The sequence below is a fragment of the Bradyrhizobium sp. 604_D8_N2_3 genome (assembly GCF_051810765.1).
In the GTDB taxonomy this organism is placed as follows: Bacteria; Pseudomonadota; Alphaproteobacteria; order Rhizobiales; family Xanthobacteraceae; genus Bradyrhizobium; species Bradyrhizobium barranii.
In genome coordinates this window covers 3,017,961-3,037,298 of sequence record NZ_JBPWPM010000001.1, presented here as the reverse complement: position 1 = coordinate 3,037,298, position 19,338 = coordinate 3,017,961, and the positions used below count along the sequence as shown (strand labels likewise).

15 protein-coding genes are annotated in these 19,338 nt (G+C 64.8%); 3 read left to right on the top strand and 12 right to left on the bottom strand.

Annotated features, from left to right (window positions below; translation table 11 throughout):
- Nucleotides 1-398: 398 nt before the first annotated feature.
- The 6 genes from AB7245_RS14435 to AB7245_RS14410 all read right to left on the bottom strand — a co-directional run bounded on the left by AB7245_RS14435 (nt 399) and on the right by AB7245_RS14410 (nt 6,558).
- Nucleotides 399-1,148: a phosphorylase gene (locus AB7245_RS14435; RefSeq protein ID WP_063984634.1), complete on the bottom strand. Its 750-nt coding sequence runs from the start codon at nt 1,146-1,148 to the stop codon at nt 399-401.
- On the bottom strand, nt 1,145-3,112 hold the full coding sequence (gene shc, locus AB7245_RS14430) for a squalene--hopene cyclase (protein WP_085403886.1): 1,968 nt from the start codon (nt 3,110-3,112) through the stop codon (nt 1,145-1,147). The genes AB7245_RS14435 and shc overlap by 4 nt, the downstream gene beginning before the upstream one ends.
- A gap of 50 nt (nt 3,113-3,162) precedes the next feature.
- Complete coding sequence (gene hpnE, locus AB7245_RS14425) at nt 3,163-4,419, bottom strand: hydroxysqualene dehydroxylase HpnE (RefSeq protein WP_085403887.1); 1,257 nt, start codon at nt 4,417-4,419, stop codon at nt 3,163-3,165.
- Entirely contained in the window at nt 4,419-5,258 is an 840-nt protein-coding gene (gene hpnD, locus AB7245_RS14420; protein WP_071915699.1) for a presqualene diphosphate synthase HpnD, read from the bottom strand. Before hpnD ends, hpnE begins: the two co-directional genes overlap by 1 nt.
- A complete protein-coding gene (gene hpnC / locus AB7245_RS14415; protein WP_014496822.1) occupies nt 5,248-6,132 on the bottom strand; it encodes a squalene synthase HpnC in 885 nt (294 codons plus the stop codon). Before hpnC ends, hpnD begins: the two co-directional genes overlap by 11 nt.
- 192 nt (nt 6,133-6,324) lie before the next feature.
- Nucleotides 6,325-6,558 carry a hypothetical protein gene (locus AB7245_RS14410; protein WP_028143219.1) on the bottom strand — a complete coding sequence of 78 codons (234 nt, stop codon included), beginning with the start codon at nt 6,556-6,558 and terminating at the stop codon, nt 6,325-6,327.
- A gap of 457 nt (nt 6,559-7,015) precedes the next feature.
- On the opposite strand from AB7245_RS14410, the gene AB7245_RS14405 reads away from it, so the two are divergent.
- Together AB7245_RS14405 and AB7245_RS14400 are read left to right on the top strand one after the other, a co-directional pair.
- Nucleotides 7,016-7,513, top strand: a complete 498-nt coding sequence (locus tag AB7245_RS14405; protein WP_028146949.1) for a hypothetical protein — start codon at nt 7,016-7,018, stop codon at nt 7,511-7,513.
- 75 nt (nt 7,514-7,588) lie between these two features.
- Nucleotides 7,589-8,422, top strand: a complete 834-nt coding sequence (locus AB7245_RS14400; protein WP_085403889.1) for a hypothetical protein — start codon at nt 7,589-7,591, stop codon at nt 8,420-8,422.
- 25 nt (nt 8,423-8,447) lie between these two features.
- Here AB7245_RS14400 and AB7245_RS14395 read toward each other — a convergent pair whose 3' ends face one another.
- The 4 genes from AB7245_RS14395 to AB7245_RS14380 form a co-directional block, all read right to left on the bottom strand.
- The gene (locus AB7245_RS14395; RefSeq protein WP_071915703.1) at nt 8,448-10,814 is read right to left on the bottom strand and encodes an efflux RND transporter permease subunit; all 2,367 of its coding nucleotides are present in this window, start codon (nt 10,812-10,814) and stop codon (nt 8,448-8,450) included.
- Between the two features lie 207 nt (nt 10,815-11,021).
- Nucleotides 11,022-11,804 (bottom strand): ethanolamine ammonia-lyase subunit EutC, encoded by a 783-nt coding sequence (gene eutC, locus AB7245_RS14390; protein WP_085403890.1) that lies wholly within the window; start codon nt 11,802-11,804, stop codon nt 11,022-11,024.
- A 6-nt stretch (nt 11,805-11,810) separates the two neighbouring features.
- Nucleotides 11,811-13,397 carry a B12-binding domain-containing radical SAM protein gene (locus tag AB7245_RS14385; protein WP_085403891.1) on the bottom strand — a complete coding sequence of 529 codons (1,587 nt, stop codon included), beginning with the start codon at nt 13,395-13,397 and terminating at the stop codon, nt 11,811-11,813.
- A gap of 152 nt (nt 13,398-13,549) precedes the next feature.
- Nucleotides 13,550-14,932 carry an ethanolamine ammonia-lyase subunit EutB gene (locus tag AB7245_RS14380; protein WP_085403892.1) on the bottom strand — a complete coding sequence of 461 codons (1,383 nt, stop codon included), beginning with the start codon at nt 14,930-14,932 and terminating at the stop codon, nt 13,550-13,552.
- Between the two features lie 219 nt (nt 14,933-15,151).
- On the opposite strand from AB7245_RS14380, the gene AB7245_RS14375 reads away from it, so the two are divergent.
- Nucleotides 15,152-16,891 (top strand): methyl-accepting chemotaxis protein, encoded by a 1,740-nt coding sequence (locus tag AB7245_RS14375; protein ID WP_085403893.1) that lies wholly within the window; start codon nt 15,152-15,154, stop codon nt 16,889-16,891.
- Nucleotides 16,892-17,162: 271 nt separating this feature from the next.
- On the opposite strand, the gene AB7245_RS14370 is transcribed toward AB7245_RS14375, so the two are convergent.
- Both AB7245_RS14370 and AB7245_RS14365 read right to left on the bottom strand, forming a co-directional pair.
- A complete protein-coding gene (locus AB7245_RS14370) occupies nt 17,163-17,672 on the bottom strand; it encodes an AAA family ATPase (RefSeq protein ID WP_085403894.1) in 510 nt (169 codons plus the stop codon).
- A 147-nt stretch (nt 17,673-17,819) separates the two neighbouring features.
- The gene (locus AB7245_RS14365; RefSeq protein ID WP_085403895.1) at nt 17,820-19,274 is read right to left on the bottom strand and encodes a hypothetical protein; all 1,455 of its coding nucleotides are present in this window, start codon (nt 19,272-19,274) and stop codon (nt 17,820-17,822) included.
- Between the last annotated feature and the right edge of the window lie 64 nt (nt 19,275-19,338).

Sequence of the window (19,338 nt, the reverse complement as noted above, 5' to 3'; positions counted from 1 at the left end):
CGGTACGAACAAAGAAGGCCCGGTCGCCACCGCGACCGGGCCTTTTCATCTTCGGCACGAACGCCCCGAGGCGACCGGAGGCAGATCCGCTGCCCCGTGAAGCCAAACGGCCCTGCGCGGCCACTCGTGCCATAAGGCAGATTGCCGACCTTCGTCAGGCTGATCGCGCTGAATCCAGCAAACCGACGATCGAGCCCAGCGTGTCCGGAACGAGCGTCGTGCGACGGCGATCTATCTGCGTCCAAGCGAGTCGGCGGCAATTGTCGAGGGCATGATGCGACGGACGCTGTGGGTCGTGGATCGAAACCGCATGGAAGCGACCGAGTGAGCAGGCACCAAAACGCAAAAGGCCCGGTCGCCAATGGCGACCGGGCCCTTTGCTTTATCGTATCAAGAGGTCAGGCCGCCTTGGAGACCAGGGCCTCGCTGTCGACGAGCTCGGTGCCGATCAAATAGTCGCGGCAGCCGCGCAAGCTACGCAGCGCGCGGTTGAAGTCGATGCCGGTCGAGACCAGCGCATGCAGCGTGGTCGGATTGCGCACGATGCCGCGCAGAACGGCGGCGAGATCGATCTGGCCGTTCGGCTTGATGGCGGCGCGGGCGAGCGCCGGCAGCGCGCGATGGGCGGGATCGCTGATGACGCGGACCGCGGCAAAGGGCAGCCCCGCCTCGGCGGCGTAGGCGGCCGCGATGTGGCTCTCCATGTCGACGGCGGAGGCGCCGGTTTCCGAATGCAGCGCCGCCTTGCAGGACCGCTTCGTAACCACCTCCTCGGCGCCGGCAAGGCTGCCGCGCACCACGCGGCGGCGGCCCGACGTCAGGCGGTCGATCAGGTCGTCGCCGAGCGACAGGCCCGCGGCCCAGCGGGTATCGCCGGAGAGCACCTCGGTCGCCAGCACGACGTCGCCGGAGCGCAGCGTCGGGTCGAGCCCGCCGGCCACGCCGAACGAGATCACGCCGCGAATCGTCTCGGGATCCACCACCGTCAGAAGCGCCCGCAACTGGGTCGGGCTGCTCGACGAGCAAATGACCGCCATTCCGGGCCCAGCCGCGATACGGGCCTCCTGAACCAGTCCAGTCACGATCAATATCGGCCGCGGGTCGATGGCATTACCCACGGTCAGATAGTCCCCCGTCCCCAAAGTCACATCCCGACCCCTACCACCCTGCTGTTGGTGTTCCGCAAGTTCCGATACCGCGCCAACGCCCACAGCGGGAAGAACTTCGGGTAACCGTGATAACGCAGATAGAATACACGAGGAAAGCCTGTGGCGGTGTACCGCTGCTCGTCCCACAGTCCTTTTTTGTTCTGTGTTGCAATCAGGTACTCCACCCCGCGGGCGACGGCCGGGTGATCAACCTCGCCAGCAGCCATCAGGGCAAGCAAGGCCCATGCCGTTTGCGAGGCGGTCGAGGGAGACGCCTCCCAGCCCTTGTAGTCGAGACGGTAGCTGACGGCGGCCTCGCCCCAGCCGCCGTCCTTGTTCTGGATCGAGGCCAGCCAGTCGGCGGCTTTCCGAATCATCGGGTCGTTATGGCGGACGCCGGCCATGTTGAGGGCACAGAGCACCGACCAGGTTCCGTAGATGAAGTTCATGCCCCAGCGGCCGTACCAGGACCCTTCCGGGTGCTGGGTCTTCCTGAGGTAGGCGACCCCGTCGGCGACATGCTTGCTGGTCTTCTCGGTCTCGCCGAGCTGGGCCAGCATGGAGATGCAGCGCGCGGTGACGTCCTCGGTCGGCGGATCGAGCAGCGCGCCATGGTCCGAGAACGGGATGTTGTTCAGATAGTATTCGAGGTTGTTGACGTCGAAGGCGGCCCAGCCGCCGTCGTCGCTCTGCATGCCCTCGATCCACTCCCGGCCGCGGTCGATTGCGGCGTCATAGCCGGTCGCACCGTGCTCGCGTCGCATGCGGTCCATCGACATCACCACCACCGCGGTGTCATCGAGATCGGGATAATAGGCATTGTTGTACTGGAAGGCCCAGCCGCCCGGGCGCACGTCGGGCCGCTTCACCGCCCAGTCGCCCTTCACCTCGAGCTCCTGCTTCGGGATCAGCCAGTCGAGGCCCTGCTTGGCCGCAGGCAGGGCTATGTCACCGCCGGCTTCGAGCAGCGCGTGGGCGGTCAGCGTCGTGTCCCACACCGGCGAGACGCAGGGCTGGCAATAGGCCTCGTCGCCGTTGAACACGAGCAGCTTGTCGATGCCGCGGCGCGTGACCGCTCGCGGCGGATAATTCTCGTCCTTGCCGAGCGCGTCATACATCATGACGATGTTGGCCATGGGCGGATAGATCGCGCCCATGCCGTCCTCGCCGTTGAGCCGCTCCTCGGTGAAGGCGAGCGCCGTATCGATCGCGCGCTGCCGCAGGCTCTTCGGAAACATCGGCTCGATCACGCGCAGAATGCCGTCGAGCGCGCGGAATAGCACGAACCAGGCCATGCTCTGGTGCGGCGCCTTCGCGGTCATGCCGATCGAGCGCGGATCCTGGAGAAACAGCTCGTCGATCCCGACGCCCTTCGGATTCTTCGCCAGCGGCTTCAGCGCGGCGAGAACCATCAGCGGCACCATGGTGGTGCGCGCCCAGTAGGAAATCTTGTTGAGGTGGAACGGCGACCAGAACGGCAACAGCACGATCTCGATCGGCAGCACCGGCACCGCGCGCCAGGTCACCACGCCGAACATCGCAAGCAGGAAGCGCGTGAAGACGTTGCTGTTGATCGCGCCGCCGCGGGCATGGATCGCCTCGCGCGCACGCACCATGTGCGGGGCGTCGACGGAATCACCGATCATCTTGAGCGCGAAGTAGGACTTCACGCTCGCGCTCATGTCGAACTCGCCGTCATGCACGAGCGGCCAGCCGCCATGGGCGCCCTGCACGCGGCGGAGATAATTGCCGAGCTTGGCCTCGAGCACGGCGTCCACGGGCTCTGCGAGATAATGGCGCAGCAGGATGTATTCGGCCGGAATGGTGCAGTCGGCCTCGAGCTCGAACACCCAATGGCCGTCGGATTGCTGGAAGCCGAGAACGCCTTGCGTCGCCGACGCAATGCTCGATTCCAGGACGCCCGATTCCAAGGCTTCGCGGCTGGTCGCGTTCACGGAATCCATGTCGCTCGATTGCTCCGATAGTCGATTGAAATTGACCGGGACTTTGCCCGTCAGGGCCGCTTTGCGGCCAAAACCAGATCGGCGGCGCGATCACCGGACCGCACCGATCCCTCGATGGTTGCAGGCAATCCCGTAGCAGTCCAGTCGCCGGCAAGAAACAGGTTTTTCAGCGCAGTGGCCGGCCCCGGACGCAGGGCATTCTGGGCCGGCGTGGCCGCAAATGTGGCACGGCGCTCGCGCACGATCTGCCAGGGGGGCAGCTCGCCGGAGACCCCGCCCGCCTTGCAGACGTCGTTCCAGATCGCCTGCGCGAGTTCCTCGCGCGGCATGTCGACCAGGCGGTCGCCATTGCTGATGGTCACGGAGAGCCGGTTCGGGAACGCGAACAGCCATTCCACGACGCCGCCGATCACGCCGAGGATCGGCGCCGAGCCCGGCGGCGGTTCAAAGCGGAAATGCGCGTTCACGATGGCGCGGAATTCGGTCGGCGTCTTCAGCCCGGGCAGCAGGCTCGCAGCGGCACGCGGCGGCACTGCCATCACGACGACATCGCCCTCACCGAGCTGGATCACATCCTCGCCGCCGAAATTCAGCGCGCTGGCCTTGCCGTCACCGGTCGTAAACGAACGCAGCTCATGGCCGAGCTGAACGGTGTGGCCGCGCTCCTGCAAGAACTTGACGGCAGGCTCGATCAGCACGGCGCTCAAGCCGTCGCGCGCAATCAGCGGCCGGCACGCCTGTCCGCCGGCAAGCAGCGTCTCGCGCACGATCGCGCCGGCAAGCCCGGCCGAGCCCTCGGGCGGATCGACGTTGAGCGCCGCAAGCAGCAGCGGCTGCACCAGCCGCTGATACAGGATGCCTTCGCAGGGAATGGACTTGCCGACCAGCGTCTCCTCCGACGCCCAGATCAGCGGCGCCAGCTTGAGATAATCGCTGAGCCCGGTGTCGGGAACGCGGCGGCTCTCGTCGAGCACCCAGGTCGGCAGCCGGCCATCGCCGAGATCGATCTGCCAGCGCTGCCCGGTCTTGATGTCGACGAACGGAAACTGCGCGCGCTCGGGGCCGACGAGGCCCGCCTCGGTGCCGATCGAGCGGGCATAGGCGCGCGCATGGCTGTTGCCCGACAGCAGCAGATGATTGCCGTTGTCGATGGTGAGATTGGTGGCGCCGTCGAAATAGGAACGGCAGCGGCCGCCGGCCTGGTGCGTCGCCTCGTGCACGGCGACCTTGAAGCCGGCATTGGCGAGCCGCACGGCGGCGGAGAGGCCGGAAATTCCAGCACCGATGATGTGAGCTGTCTTTTGCATCAGATGAAAGCGTAACGGAGCAGGATCAGGATGCGCGCGACCTTCGACACACGCACCGGCTCGCGCGGCGCGTTGAAGCCGCGTGCGATCAGGAGGTCCAGAATGGAATGGTAGTATTTCGACATGATCCGCGGCGCGCGCACGGCGCGGCGCTTGTTGCGGTTCATGATCTCGTCAGACTTCTCGAAATGCGCCTTCGCACGCTGCGTCAGCGGCTGGCAGACCTTCGGCAGCGCGCGCTCGGTGATCACGCGGTTCGGGTCGTTGGAGGTGATGCCGGCATGCAGCAGCGCCTCGCGCGGCAGATAGAGCCGGCCGAGGCCAGCGTCCTCGTCGATGTCGCGCAGGATGTTGGTGAGCTGGAGCGCGCGGCCGAGATGGTAGGCGAGCTGGATGCCGTCTTCCTCGGGCAGGCCGAACACCCGCACCGACAGCCGCCCCACGGCGCTGGCGACGCGATCGCAGTAGAGATCGAGCGTCGTCATGTCGGGCGCGCGGATGTCCTGCGGCACGTCCATCTCCATGCCGTCGACGATCGCAAGGAAATCCTCGCGCTTGAGGCCGAAGGTCTTCACCGAGGCGACGTAGTCCTTCAGCCGCGGCGGCGGATGGCCCTGATAGAGCGCGTCGATGTCGTTGCGCCACTCCTGAAGCGCGGCGAGCCGCTCGTCGCGCGGGCCGTCGGAATCGGCGATGTCGTCGACCTGGCGGCAGAAGCTGTAGATCTGGAACATCGCTTCGCGCTGGTCATGCGGCAGGATGCGCATCGCAGCGTAGAAGGAGCTGTTCGATGCGGTCGAGCCGTAATTGGCGCTGGGCGAGGTCGCCTCAAGCGTCATGTGCAGTCCCCGGTCTGGAAATGGCCTTGCGCCCGATCGCGCGGCGGCCGACTTCGCCGATCATGCCGGCGAGGCTGAAAGTGAGAAGCTCGAACTTGTTCAGATGCACGCGCTCGCGCAGGGGATCGCGCACCTTCAACAGGCGCACGATGCGATCGGCATAGGCCTGGATCACCGCGACGTCGACGCCGAGGCGGAAATCGCGGATCTCCGCGCTGAGCGACCGGCCCTCGTCGAGCAGGGCTGCGTTGCGCACGGCGAGCGCCTGAAGGCAGGCCAGCATCGCCGGCGGCGACTGCGTCAGCCCGAGCTGCTCGACCGAGGCGCCACTCGCGGCCAGCGCGTCGCGCGGCAGATAGACGCGATTGAGCTCGCGAAAATCCTTGCCGCAATCCTGGAGGTGGTTGTTGATCTGAAGACCTGCGCAGAGCGCGTCCGAGGCCGCCCATGTCGACGTGCTCTCGCCGTGGACGTCGAGCATGAAACGGCCGACCGGCATCGCCGAGTAGCGGCAATAGTGGATGACCTCGTCCCAGTTCTCGTAGCGCAGCTTGGTGACGTCCATGCGGAACGCGATGAGCACGTCGAGCGCGTGGCGCGGCGCCATGCCTCGCTCGGCCAGCGCCCGCCGCAGAATGACGGCTTCGGCCTGGGTGTCGCCCTCGCCGAGCAGTTCCGCCTCGAGCAGGTCGAGATAAGCGAGCTTCTGGTCGGGCGGCAGCGTCGCGTGATCGGCGATGTCGTCGGCGGTGCGGACGAAATTGTAGTACGCCAGGATCAGCGCGCGATGGCGCGGATGAATGATCCAGGACGCGACGGGAAAATTCTCGTCGCGGTCACCCTTGCCGGATCGCAATTCGCTCGCAGAGGTCATCGAGGGCTGGTTTACAATCGTTTGGACAGGAAGGGCTTTTTCGCTCGCGCGGGCTCATGCCGGCGATGCCGCCGCGGCCCCCATATAGGGGAATACGGCCGCAAAACCAATCCTGTCTCTCGATGGCTGCCCTTCCGGATCCGGCCCGAAAAGGCGGCCCCGGGGCCGCCCTTGGTAGGCCAGTGGCCGAGCTTACTGGTTGTGGGTCTTCAGGACCTGGTCGCAGGCCTGCGAGATCTTGGCCCGGTTCTCCTTGAGGCAGGCCAGGATGGTGAAATCGCCCTGGTCGATGACCGGACGGCAGAACTTCTGCACATCGCGCGTGCAGGCCTTCTGTTCCGCGTCCGTGCCGCGTCCTGCCTGGGCGAATGCCGCCGTCGAAAGGGATGCCGACAGCAGGGTGAGAGCGACGAGAAGCTTACGCATTGTATTCCTTCATTCTGACGGCAGAATCGCACCAATCCCGGACAGCACAGGGCGGACGACCGGAATGGATTGTTCTGATGGCAAGTCGCCGCGGAACGTGCGGCCTCGGAGAAGGCACAAGCACTGGCAAATGCGGCCAAATTGGCGCCACAGCCACCAAATTAGGTCTTCCCTCGCTCTTCATTGGCAGATGTAAGAGTTTGATACTACGTCATAATTCTGGCACACCGCGTTTTGATGCGTACCTGTTGCAGAGCTGCATCTCTCCGCCCTGCTTTTCCCGCCAGAAACACACCGAAACAGAGAGAATCGCGCAGCCTGACCTGGCGCGAGGGCGTCGTGAACCGCCGTCCCCGGCTGTCAGACTTTGAACCAGACACAGCCTCGGAACACTAAACTTTCGATGTGGCGAGACGTTCATCCTAAGCGAACGTCGCTCGAAAACGGGATATTCAAAATGCAATTCTTTGGGCGATCTGGACAGGCAATCAAGGCGGCCGGCATCGGGGCTGCGCTGCTCTTCTCAGTCTCGGCAAGCCATGCTCAGTCGTCCGGACCGTTTGCAGGTTTCGACGGTGCGTGGAGCGGCACCGGCACGGTGTCGCTGTCCGATGGCAGCACCGAGCGCATCCGCTGCAAGGCCGACTACAAGGTCGCCGGCACCGGTCTCAGCCTCAAGCAGGCCCTTCACTGCGCGTCCGACAGCTACAAGTTCGACCTCACCAGCGACGTGACGAGCCAGGGCGAGCGAATCTCCGGCAACTGGAGCGAGACCAACCGCAACATCTTCGGCAATCTCCAGGGCACCGCCGGCGGCGGCCAGATCGAGGTGTTCGTCGAAGCCAACGGCTTCGCCGCCAACCTGTCGCTGCGCACCAACGGCACCAAGCAGACGGTGCAGATCAGCTCGAAGGGCGAGATCCGCGGCGTCAACATCACGATGACGAAGGGCTGACGCCCTTCCCAGCGGATAAGGAACACGCCCCCGGTTCTCGCGAGCCGGGGGCTTTTTGCTGACATTGTTGCGGACATGGACCCAATTCGCAGACATCTGCTCAAGGCCGCCGGGCTCTTCGTAACCAGCCGCGCCTTCGCCAATGACCAGCAGGGTACGAGCATGCAGCCTTCGTCGGTAAAACCGCGTCACGTGCTCTGCTTCCTCGGCAAGGACGAGAGCCTGCTGCACCCGTCGAAGGCGGTGGCCAAGACAATCGCGGATTTCAACTTCGAGATCGACCGCACCTATTCGCAAGCCAAACCCGATCCGCACATGGAGCGGTCGTTCGGCGTGTGCTGGGACCGCGTCTTCCCGAAAGCCTGGTCTGCCGCGGACGAAGCGACCGTGGCCAGCCACAAAGCGGTGCTCTATTTGCTGAGCCCGCCGCTGGAGCAGCAGAAGGCAGTCGCCTTTTCGGCCGCGGCCTTGCGCATCGTCGAGGAGATGATCGAAGCCGGTGCCACCGCCGTGAAGGGCGAAAGCGCCGGCATTGCCCACGGCCTCGAGCGGTGGCGCAGTCTCGGCGATCAGGCCCGCAAGGGCGCAAAGACCAGTCAGGGCCTTGGCATGACCCTCGCCGTCGCCAAGGCGTGTCGTCTTGCTTTCGCCAAGCGTCCGCTCGGCGGCGATCGCTATTACGAGACCGTCGGCTATCACCTCGTCGGCTTGCCGGAGATCTATGTCGCGAAATCGCGCGGCAACGAATGGTCGGCGGTGATGCTCATGGAGGAGCTTGCCAACGCGATGGCCGAGAGTGGCATCGAAGCGACGCTACGCGATCGCAAGCTTACGCTCTCGCGGGAGCAGGACTACGCCGAGGACGATTTCAAGTTCAATCCGTACGGGATCGTCCGGGTCGAGGCGTGAGCAAAGGGCGGCGTATGCCGCCCGCTCAGATCGCCGGCTTGTCAGGGCCCTGAAGCTTGGCGTGCAGGTTGATCAGCCACATCGCCGTCGGCCGCAGGATGAAGAGGTCGGCGACGAGGGCCATCACCATCGAGAAGGCGCTGAGCCAGCCGAACAGCCGCAGCGACGGCAGGTCGGAGAACACGGTGACGACGAGACCGCAGGCCAGCACCAGCGTGGTCAGGATCAACGCCGGGCCGACCAGCACCGTCGCGCGCTCCACCGCGAGCGCCGAACCGACGCCCGGCTTGCTCTCCAGCCTGAGGCGATTGAGGAAGTGGATCGTCGCGCTCAAGCCCAGGCCGAACGAAACGGTCAGCGCCACGACACTGGCAAATTGCAGCCCCTCGCCCATCGCCCACAGCACCGTTCCCGACATCACCACCGGGAAGATGCCCGGCAGGATACAGGCGAACATCACGACCCAGGAGCGGAAGGCAAGGCCGATGAAGATCGCGACGAGCGCGAATTCGACAGTGAGCCCGCGGTTGAGCTTCTCGATCATGCCGGCCGAGTTGCGCGCGGCAATCGCGGCAAGACCCGTTACCGCGATCTCGTAGCCCGGATGCTTCTTGCGGACGGCGTCAAGTTCGGAATCGAGCTTGTCGACGATCGGTAGCAGCTGGCTGGAATCCTTGTCCGGCACGCGGCCTGCGACCACGACGGCGTCCTGCTCGGCGTCGATGAAGCGCCGGACCAGATGCTCGGGGATGACGTTGACATATTCCTTCAGCGTCGCGACGTCGGCGCTGCCGGCCTTGTCTGCGAGCCAGCGGCGCAGGGTCTCGAGCGACCAGACGTTGCCGACACCGGCCGCCTTCTCGACGGTCGCATGCACGTCCGCGATGGTCTGGAGCGTCTCCGGCGAGTAGAGCGTCTCACCCTTGGGGAACTGGACCAGCACGTTGACCGGATTGGCACCGGTGAGCTTGGCATCGAGCCGGTCGCTGGCGGCGACGGCCTGGCGCTTGTCCGGCACCTGATCCGCGAGCCGGTAGCGCGGTTCCAGATTGGCGTAGATGACGCCGAGGCCCGCGACGAACAACACTGCAATCAGGCTGAACAGGCCGGGACGGCCCACCATGCGGACCGCGATCCAGTAGCAGAAATTGCGCAGCGCCTGCACGCCGGCATCCGCGCTCTGGAACTTGGAAGCAAAGACTTTCTCATTGCGCACCAGCAGCACGCCGAACACCGGCACCAGCGACAGCACCGCGACCAGCGCGATGATGGTGGCGGCGAGGCCCGCCTCGCCGAACTTGCGGATCAGGTCGGAGTCGGAGAACTGGAGCGCGATGAAGGAAATGCCGGCGGTGCCGTGCGTCAGCACGCAGGCCGGGCCCACCACCAGCACGGCGTTCTTGAACGCGGTGAACTTGTCCTGGCCCGCGATCAGCCGGTCGCGCGCGGCGAACGTCAACTGCATCGAGTCCGAGAAGCTGATCACCATGATGAGCGGCGTCATCACGTTCAGGAACATGTTGAGATTGAAATTGGCCCAGCCGAGCGCACCGAGCGCCAGCAGGATCGCAATCATCGGCGGGAACGCCGCCGCGACCATGAACGAGATCTTGCGGAAGAAGATGATGGCGATAACGCAGCCGGCGAGGATGCCGAGGATGTTGTAGGTCAGCCCGTCACGCTCGACCGCGTTGCGGATCTCAAGCTGCATCACCGGCACGCCGGAGAGCTGCACGTTGAGGCCGGTATTGCCGAGGTCTTCCTTCATCAGCGCACGGATGTCGCCGACGGTCTTGGTCAGCTTGCTGGAGGCGACCACCTCCGGATCGAGCGAGAGCACGATCAGCGCCAGCGTGCCGTCGTCCGACAACAGCTTGCCGCGGATGATCTCGTTGTTCTTGACGGTCTCGACGAACTTGTCATAGGCCGCGCCCTCGGGCAGTTCGGGCGGGAACAGCGCCGCCGGCAGCCTGCCCGGCGCCGGCGCCTGCCGCGCCGAGAACAGCGAGACCAGGCCGCGCGTGCCTTCGACCAGCTGCATGTCGGTGACGAAGTCGCGCAGCTTCTCGAGGTTATTCCGCGCCAGGAGGGTCTTGCCTTCGACCACGACGAGGACGTCGAATTCCTCAGCCGGGAACTTCTTTGTCACCGCTTCATACTGGCGGAATTCCGGCGTGTTGGACCGGAACAGCTGGGACAGCGAATCGTCGATCTTGATCCGGTGAATGCCGAACACGGCACCGACGATCAGGGCGAGCAGAACGATGCAGGAGACGATCGGCGCCCGGACGGCGATCAGCCCGATGCGCTCGAGCCCGAAGGCGATCGAGGACGTCGGTCCCTGCTCGACCTTGTCGACATGAACCTCATTCTCGCGGTGCTTTTCGAGCATGCCTTGTCCAGTTCCTAATCGGCTCGGGTCTGTGAGCTTATTGCGTCCCGCGAACGGCTTGAAAATGCCATACAGATGGGAGGCTTGCCCTTTGAAAATGCGCGGAAAATCGCCGCGAGGGGTTTAGCAGGTCCAAACGCCCTCTCGCAAGCGCGCGCAAGCGCACAAATTGGATCAACATGCGGCGATTTCGACCCTTGATACCGGTCATTCCGGCCGGATCGTCCCGATTCGAGCGGGAGGATCGCCGCTCTCGTCTTTCAGCGCCACGCCGGTGGCCTCCCGCGCCAGCCCCTCGCGAACAAGCCAGGCGATTTTGAAGGCGGCCTCGTCATGGCTCAACCCGGCCTTGTGGACGTTCGAGACGCAATTGCGCTCGGCATCGGTGCGGCCCGGCTTCGGTGCGAAGGTCAGATAGGCGCCGAGGCTGTCGGGCGCGGACAGGCCCGGCCGCTCGCCGATCAGCGTCACCACCATGCGCGCACCGAGAATGGCGCCGATCTCGTCGCCGAGCGCGACGCGCGCGCCTGAGGCGACAACGAAATGTCCAATCGCGACGTCGTTCCCTTCCGCAAGCAGCGGCAGCAGGTGAGACACCAGCGCCACCGCATGGGCGTGGACCGCGGCCGACGACAGGCCGTCGCCGATCACGATGGCGAGCTGGCACGGCTCCGAGGCACTTCGCGCCAAAAGCTCCGCTGAACCGGCATCGAGCTGTCGTCCCAGATCCGGCCGCCGCAAATAATCCCTGCGGTCGACCGCCTGGCTCCGCGCCTCGGTGACGATAAGGCCAAGCGCGCGGAGATCTGCGACCAGACGCGGCGCGTCGAAGACTGCATGCACGGCATCGCGGGCGCGGGCATGGTCCAGCGTGAAATCCAGCAAGGCCCTTGTCGGCACGCTCGCGCCGCTGCGGCCGAGCGCGACGCGCGCAGGCGTCAGCGACCGCAGATCGAGGGTCGGGCGGCGCGGGACGGCCGGATCAGACATGTCGCGTCATTCGGCGGGAACGGAGGCCTCGCGCAGGCGGATCGAATAGTTCGAGGCGTTTTGCCTGCCGCTGGACGCCGCGCGCGCAAACGTAATCAGATGGTGCGCGATCAAGGTGCAGCCGATCAGCCCTTCGAGGTCGCCGCGCTTGATGCGCCCGAGCGCAAACTTCCAGAACACGCGCCTGTAGTCGCCGAGCACACCGACCTTCCAGAAGATGTTGCGCAGCATCACGAGACCGCGCCGGATGTTGGGCCAGGTCTTCATCTCGTCCGGCGTCGGCATCTTCAGGCGGTGCACATAGACGTTGTCGCATTGATACTGGAAGCGCGCGTAGACCTTCTCGGGCTCGTAGGCGACGCCCATGGCGTGCTTCCAGGATGCGACGACCTCATCATAGGGCAACAGGAAGTCGACGTTGGAATCGCGACCGTCATCCTCGATCAGGCGTCCCTCGCGCTCCAGACGGTCCCACAGCGGCGTCTTCGGCAGCGCCTGGAGCAGGTTGATCGTGAGCAGCGGAATCCGGGACTCCTCGACGAAGGCCAGCAGCGCCTCCGAGGTGTTCGGCTTGTCGGTGTCGAGCCCCATGATGATGCCGGACACGACCTCCATGCCGTAGGAGTTGATCGTTTGCACGCCCTCGAGGATCGGGACCATCATGTTGTGGTCCTTGTGCATCGCCTTCAGCGCGTCGGGATCGGGCGTCTCGATGCCGCAGAAGATGGTGATGAAATAGGCCTCGCGCATCTTTTCGAGGATCTCGGGCCGCTTGGCGATGTTGAGCGTCGCCTCGCAGGCGAGCCGCACCACATAGCCGGTCCGCTTCTGCCATTCGATCAGATGCGGCAGCAGGTCCATCGCCGCCTTGCGGTTGCCGATGAAATTGTCGTCGACGAAATAGACCGTGTCGGTCATCCCGCATTCGCGCAGGCGGTCGAGCTCGGCGATGATCTGCTCGGGCGACTTGAGGCGCGGATTGCGGCCGTAGAGGCCGGGGATGTCGCAGAACTCGCACTGATAGGGGCAGCCGCTGGAATATTGGATGCTGCCGAGGAAGTATTTCTTCACGTCGGCGAGTTCGTAGGCCGGGATCGGAAACTCCGTCATCGGCACGCGGTCCTTGGTGGTGAGCACCACCTGCTCCCCGGGACGCGACGTGTCGCGCGCCAAAATCTCGATCAGCCGATTGGTGGCGTCGCCGAGTTCGCCGACATGGAGATAGTCGAAGGACGGATAATAGTCCGGGCAGGCGCTGACGGAAGGACCGCCGAGCGCGACCGGGAGATCGAACTCATGGGCGCGGCGGCAGATGTCGTTCATCTGCTGGCGCTGGATGTGCATGCCACTGACGAAGACCGCCTCCGCCCACGCGAACTCTTCGTTGGTCGCGCGACGGAGATTCTCGTCGACGAATTTGACCTCCCACTCCTCGGGCAGATAGGCCGCGAGCAGCAAGAGCCCCTGCGGGGGCATGAAGGCGCAGACGCCGTCGGTCAATGGATAGGAATGCTCGAACGTCCCGAACGACGAGGTGTACCGGGGAAACACGCACAGAATCCGCCGGGCCGTACCGTTACTTTCAGCTCGCATCAAAGCTCCCCCGCCACGGTCGACATAGCTGCGGAAATTGCCAGCCAGACACATAGCGTAATGCTGTCGCCGGAATTTCTCAATATTGTGGCAGGACCATAATTCCGAGAGGGACCAATGGTTTCCTCAAGCCGCCGGGCGCTCCCGCCGCGTCACGCGATCAGCCGTGAGGCAAAATCGGGCAGCAGGCCTGCGTCGCCGGCAAGACGGAAATCGGCGCCCGCGATCCCCGACTGCACCAGCCAGTCGTCGAATTCCGGCGCGCGGCGCAGGCCGAAGACGTCGCGGACATAGAGCGCGTCGTGAAAAGACGTCGACTGGTAGTTCAGCATGACGTCGTCGGCCCCGGGGACACCCATAATGAAGGTGACACCGGCGGCCGCCAGCAGCGTCAGCAGATTGTCCATGTCGTCCTGGTCCGCCTCGGCGTGGTTGGTGTAGCAGATGTCGATCCCGAGCGGCAGGCCGAGCAGCTTGCCACAAAAATGATCCTCCAGCCCGGCACGGATGATTTCCTTGCCGTCGTAGAGATATTCCGGGCCGATGAAGCCGACCACGCTGTTGACCAGCAATGGCGCAAAGGCGCGGGCGACCGCATAGGCCCGCGCCTCGCAGGTCTGCTGGTCGACGCCGTGATGGGCGCCCGCCGACAGCGCCGAGCCCTGGCCGGTCTCGAAATACATCACGTTCTCGCCGACCGTGCCGCGCTTCTGCGAGAGGCCGGCCTGCTGCGCCTCCTTCAGGAGCGCGAGATCGACGCCAAAGCTGCGATTGGCGGCCTCGGTGCCGGCGACCGACTGGAAGACGAGGTCGACCGGCACGCCCTGCCCGATCAGCGACAGCGTCGTCGTGACATGGGTCAGCACGCAAGCTTGCGTCGGGATCTTCAGCCGCGCGATGATCTCGTCCAGCAGCCGCAGCAATTGCGCAATGACAGCGGGATCGTCGCTCGCCGGATTGATGCCGATGCAGGCATCGCCGGCCCCTAACAGGATGCCGTCGAGGATCGAGGCGGTGATGCCCCTGGCGTCGTCGAAGGGATGGTTGGGCTGAAGCCGCGTGCTCATCCGCCCCTTCAGGCCAATGGTGTTGCGAAAGGCGGTGGTGACCTCGCATTTCCGCGCCGCCAGGATCAGGTCCTGGTTGCGCATCAGCTTTGAGACCGCGGCCGCCATTTCCGGGGTGATGCCGCCTGCCAGCCTGCGCAAAACCTCGGATGTCGCCGCGTCCGACAGCAGCCAGTCGCGAAAGGCGCCGACCGTCAGCGAAGCCACCGGCGCGAATGCTCTGGCATCGTGGCTGTCGATGACGAGGCGGGTGACCTCGTCGGCTTCGTACGGGATGACAGCTTCCTGCAAGAACTGCCCGAGCGGGACGTCGGCGAGCGCCATCCGCGCCGCGATCATCTGCGCGGCACTTGCCGCGGCAATTCCGGCCAGCCGGTCGCCGGAGCGCGGCGGCGTCGCCTTGGCGAGCAGGTCGCGCAGGTCCGGGAACGTGTAGGTCGTGGCGTCGATGGTGTGGCGGTAGACCAAAGGCCCCTCCGGGGTTCATCGGCCAGTGGCCGACATCAGCGCGATCCCAAACTATACCCAGATCAAGACACTGAAATATCTTACCTTTCTTTCGACTAAGGACGAAGGGGCCGGGCCACGGCGTTAAGACGGCGTCCATCTTCATTCTGCATAGTTTTGCATCAATTTTATACGACCGCGCTCTCCGGCCACTGCCGGCCATTGGGGCCTCTGAAAAGCATGACAACCGACCGATCTGGGAATGCCACGGGGGTGGCAGGCCGTTTCACGCTTGCGACCAAGCTCTACGCGATCTTCGCGCTGTTCGCGCTGCTCACGGCGGCGATCGCGACGCTGTCCGACTACAACAGCCGCCGCAGCGCCGAGTTGACGAGCGCGATCGAGACGGCGAACGCCGCCGCGCTCAATGTCGAGCGAGTCAACTCGCTGGTCTACGCGGTCGTGATGGAATCGCGCGGCGTCTACATGTCGACCGAACCGGCCGTCGTGAAGAAATACGGCGAAGGCCTGCTCAAGTTCAACGCCCAGATCCTCGACGTCGTGAAGCGCTGGGAGACCATCGTCAAAGCCGACGATGCCGAGCAGTTCGCCACGTTCAAGAAGCGCATCGAGCAGTTCGTCGAGTTCCGCAAGGAGCTGGTGCGCCGCGGCGTCGAGATCAATGCGGCCGCGGGCCGCGAATGGGGCGACAACGACGCCAATCGCGCCGTGCGCTCGGCGCTGAACAAGGATCTCGAGGCACTGTACAAGGTCTATGCCGAACGCGCCAGACAGATCGCGCAAGAGACCGAGACCAATCGCACCCTCTCCTTCGTGCTGACCTGCCTCGGCGGCGTCGCGCTGGCCCTCGTCGTGATCGGCATCGTCATCATCGCCCGCTCGATCGCCCGTCCCCTCTCCGCCATCACCGCGACCATCGAGCAGGTCGCGGACGGCGCCGAGAATGTCGTGGTACCGCACTCTGACCGCGCCGACGAGATCGGCGCGCTGGCACGCGCCATCCAGATCTTCCAGGACGCGATGGGCCGCAACCGCAATCTCGCCTCGCAGGTCTCGCAGGACTCCGCCGCGCGCGAGCAGCGCGCCCGCCACATCGAGCAATCCGTCGACGCGTTTCGCGAGGCGATCGGCGCGATCATGCGCGGCCTCAGCGACAACGCCTCTGTCATGCGCGAGACCGCGCAGACGATCACCCGCGTCACAGCGGATGCCAACAGCCGCGCCGGCACCGCGGCGAACGCCACCGAGCAGGCCTCGCACAACGTCACCGCGGTGGCAGGCGCAGCCGAGGAGCTGTCGGCGTCGGTGGTGGAGATCGGCCGCCAGGTCCGGCAGTCCGCAAGCGCGGTCGAGCAGACCGGTCAGCGCACCGAGAAGTCGATCTCCGAGATCGAAAGCCTCGCGGCCGCCACCCAGCGCATCGACGGCGTGCTCAACCTGATCCAGGCCATCGCCGAGCAGACCAATCTGCTCGCGCTCAACGCCACCATCGAAGCCGCGCGCGCCGGTGACGCCGGCCGCGGCTTTGCCGTCGTTGCGCACGAAGTGAAGGCGCTGGCGGGTCAGACCGCCAAGGCGACCGCCGAGATCGGCGAGAACGTCTCGATGATCCAGGCGTCCACCCGCAACGCGGTCGATGCCGTGCGCGAGATCGGCGGCGCCGTGCGCGAGATCAGCGACGTCACCTCGGCAATCGCCGGCGCCATCGGCCAGCAGGACACCGCCACGCGCGAGATCTCGTCCAACGCCCAATCGGCCGCGCAGGGCAACGAGACCCTGGTCGCCAACATCACCTCGCTGCGCGACGCCATCGGCGAGACGGACACGGCGGCAGCCTCCGTGCTGACGGCGGCGAGCAGCCTCACGGAGACGGCGGACACGCTGTCGCGCGAGGTGGAAAAGTTCTTCCAGAACCTGCGTTCGGGAGCGGCCGACAGCCGTATCGCCAAAGCGGGATGATGAAGGCGAAATGATCCGGCGCACCGCGGCGCCATGAGGCCGGCGGCAGGCCTGCCAGAACCAAAACTGAAAAACAACCCCATGCACAGTAGCCGGGGCCAGCGATATCAATGGCTTGGCTTCGCGCTCGGATGACTACTGATTTTACGAAATCGCTTTGACTCGTCGGGCAAAACACTGGCATGATGTCATCGTGGCGGCGTCAGGCGCCATGGATGAGCTGGGTCAGCTTCAGTAGACTTGTGTTTGCGGAAGGAGGCGCCAGAAGCGGCTACCGACGGTCAAGCAGGCCGAGCGCTTCTTCCACGCACTGCTCGAGACTGCGCCGTGCTGTGTCGACCGTAAAATGATCGCGCTCCCACGGAGCGTACGCTCGGCCGGCGACCGCATTCCAGCCGGGCAACGACAGCCCGGCAATGTCGGTCGATCTCGTCTCAATCCTGCGTCGGTGCTCGTCTGCATCGCTGCACGCCACCTCGATCCAGGCGATCTCGGCGCCAGCCTTTCGCGCAGCGATTTGCCAGCCTTCCCGCGCCTCCTCGCAATCATTGACGCAGTCGGCAATCACGTCCAGGCCGAGGGCGAGGTTGTCTGTCGCGACGGCCTGAGCGGCGCGATAGGTCCAGTCCAGCAGATCAGCCGGTGCAGTACCGGATGCCCAGATCGCTTGATCCATCGAATCGATCCGCAGCCAGGCGGCTCCGGTACGCCGCGCCAGAACCCGGGCAATGCTTGACTTGCCGACCCCCGGCAAACCAGCAAGCGTGATGAGTCTCGCCATTGCACACCCGAATTGCGTTGGACCGGCCCCTTAGGGACGTGACGTCGGCCACCACGAATAAGCGGCCAAGCAAACGAAAGCGGCTATTAGCCACTGCAGCCCGGCAAGCACTGCCATCGACAGCTCACATCGAGCGAGACGGGACTATCATTCCGAGCCGGATGGATCGACCAAGATGCGAACGCGGCCGTCGGCATCCGCGACTTCACGATAACGGCTCAACTCCGCCTTGAGGTCGGGATCCGAATTGGCCCAGGCCAGCCAATCGAACGGCATTGAGCTCAGCAGATAGGTATCCACGAGAATCACATTCGGCCGACCGGCCCGCAGGTCCGCCAACAGCAGCCGCCGCTCGAAATTGATGATGCCGTCCAGTTTCGCTCGCTCACCCTCAGGCAGTTGCGAGCTCTTCTGTTGGAGCATTGAGCCGGCCGCCAACGCCTGCCCACACGTGTTGCCCGCCCAGGTCGCATTGATCTGACGGACGAGCGGATGCCCGAGAGCGACGTGATCGCCGATCGTGATCAGCCGCGGATGCTTTGCAAGGGCCAGGATACGCCCCTCCAGTGGCGGGAACGGCCGCACCTGAAGGGACAAACGGGAGCCGATGCACACAATCGCAGCAAGGGCGCAGATCATGACAGGCAGGCGCAACGTCTTCGTGCGAGCCTGCAGCAATGGCGCGGCACTCGCAAACATGCAAAGCGCAAATGCCGTGTAGGTCCAGCCCTTACCCTGGATGATGAAACTCGCCGCTCCGCCAACCGCTGCGGCCAGCCACGGCGTTGCGCCGCCTTCCCATTTGAAGTCCTGCGGCGCCAACAGGCGCACGAGGCCGACGGAAGCGACCAGCATAACGGCCGGGAAAAAAAGCAGATCGCCGAAATCCATCCTCAATGGCACATAAGCGGCAGTAACCATCGGGGCAAAGGTCAACAGATAAGCCGGAAAGAAGATGGCGAGCACCGCTCCATAGCCGATCACGACAGCAGCGGCCGCACACGCTTCGGGTGTGAACAAGGGTTTGATGGAGCGTTGACGGAGGACGCAGAGGATGATCGGCAGGCCGACCACGAGGGTAAGGTAGGGCTTCAGGCTCATGCCCAACCCGGCACCCAGTCCCGCCAGGATCGCAACCGGTCCGGGCGCAAGCCCGCGCCAGCGGATCGCAGCGATGGCGACGAAAGGCGTCATCGCAATGACGGCGATGTGTTCACGCTGTCCGAATACGGCGCTGGGAAAAATTGCGAACAGGAATGCTAGCACGCACGCCGTAATGCTCCTCTCGTCGGCTTCCAGCTTTGCCGCCGCAGCGGCACGATCGATGATGACGAGTGCGGCAACGATCTCGATCATCACCAGGATGATCACGATGATCTCGGGGGCAATGCCGGTGATGCGCGCAAGCTGCAACGCCGGCATGTACAAATAGACCGACAGCGGCGGATTCAGTTCGAAGACGTCGACGCCGAGCTTTCCGCCATCGAGAACTTTCTCGCCTTCGGTCAGCAGGCAGCTCAAATCCGCGTTGAGAACGACAGGCATTTGAACGAGCAAGGCCATCAGCAGGATCGCCGACACGATGATCCAGCGGTAGCTCATGCTAAACGTGCTTCCTGACATGGCCAGGGGCGTGACCGCCTCTTTTGACGCCGGCAAAGGCCCT

Excerpts from the sequence above, each read along its gene's own strand:
- hpnE (WP_085403887.1), bottom strand. The coding sequence starts at position 4,419 with ATGCAAAAGACAGCTCACATCATCGGTGCTGGAATTTCCGGCCTCTCC.
- hpnC (WP_014496822.1), bottom strand. The coding sequence starts at position 6,132 with ATGACCTCTGCGAGCGAATTGCGATCCGGCAAGGGTGACCGCGACGAG.
- AB7245_RS14375 (WP_085403893.1), top strand. The coding sequence starts at position 15,152 with ATGACAACCGACCGATCTGGGAATGCCACGGGGGTGGCAGGCCGTTTC.
- AB7245_RS14395 (WP_071915703.1), bottom strand. The coding sequence starts at position 10,814 with ATGCTCGAAAAGCACCGCGAGAATGAGGTTCATGTCGACAAGGTCGAG.
- AB7245_RS14385 (WP_085403891.1), bottom strand. The coding sequence starts at position 13,397 with ATGCGAGCTGAAAGTAACGGTACGGCCCGGCGGATTCTGTGCGTGTTT.
- hpnD (WP_071915699.1), bottom strand. The coding sequence starts at position 5,258 with ATGACGCTTGAGGCGACCTCGCCCAGCGCCAATTACGGCTCGACCGCA.
- AB7245_RS14370 (WP_085403894.1), bottom strand. The coding sequence starts at position 17,672 with ATGGCGAGACTCATCACGCTTGCTGGTTTGCCGGGGGTCGGCAAGTCA.
- AB7245_RS14410 (WP_028143219.1), bottom strand. The coding sequence starts at position 6,558 with ATGCGTAAGCTTCTCGTCGCTCTCACCCTGCTGTCGGCATCCCTTTCG.
- AB7245_RS14400 (WP_085403889.1), top strand. The coding sequence starts at position 7,589 with ATGGACCCAATTCGCAGACATCTGCTCAAGGCCGCCGGGCTCTTCGTA.
- eutC (WP_085403890.1), bottom strand. The coding sequence starts at position 11,804 with ATGTCTGATCCGGCCGTCCCGCGCCGCCCGACCCTCGATCTGCGGTCG.
- AB7245_RS14365 (WP_085403895.1), bottom strand. The coding sequence starts at position 19,274 with ATGAGCTACCGCTGGATCATCGTGTCGGCGATCCTGCTGATGGCCTTG.
- shc (WP_085403886.1), bottom strand. The coding sequence starts at position 3,112 with ATGGATTCCGTGAACGCGACCAGCCGCGAAGCCTTGGAATCGGGCGTC.
- AB7245_RS14405 (WP_028146949.1), top strand. The coding sequence starts at position 7,016 with ATGCAATTCTTTGGGCGATCTGGACAGGCAATCAAGGCGGCCGGCATC.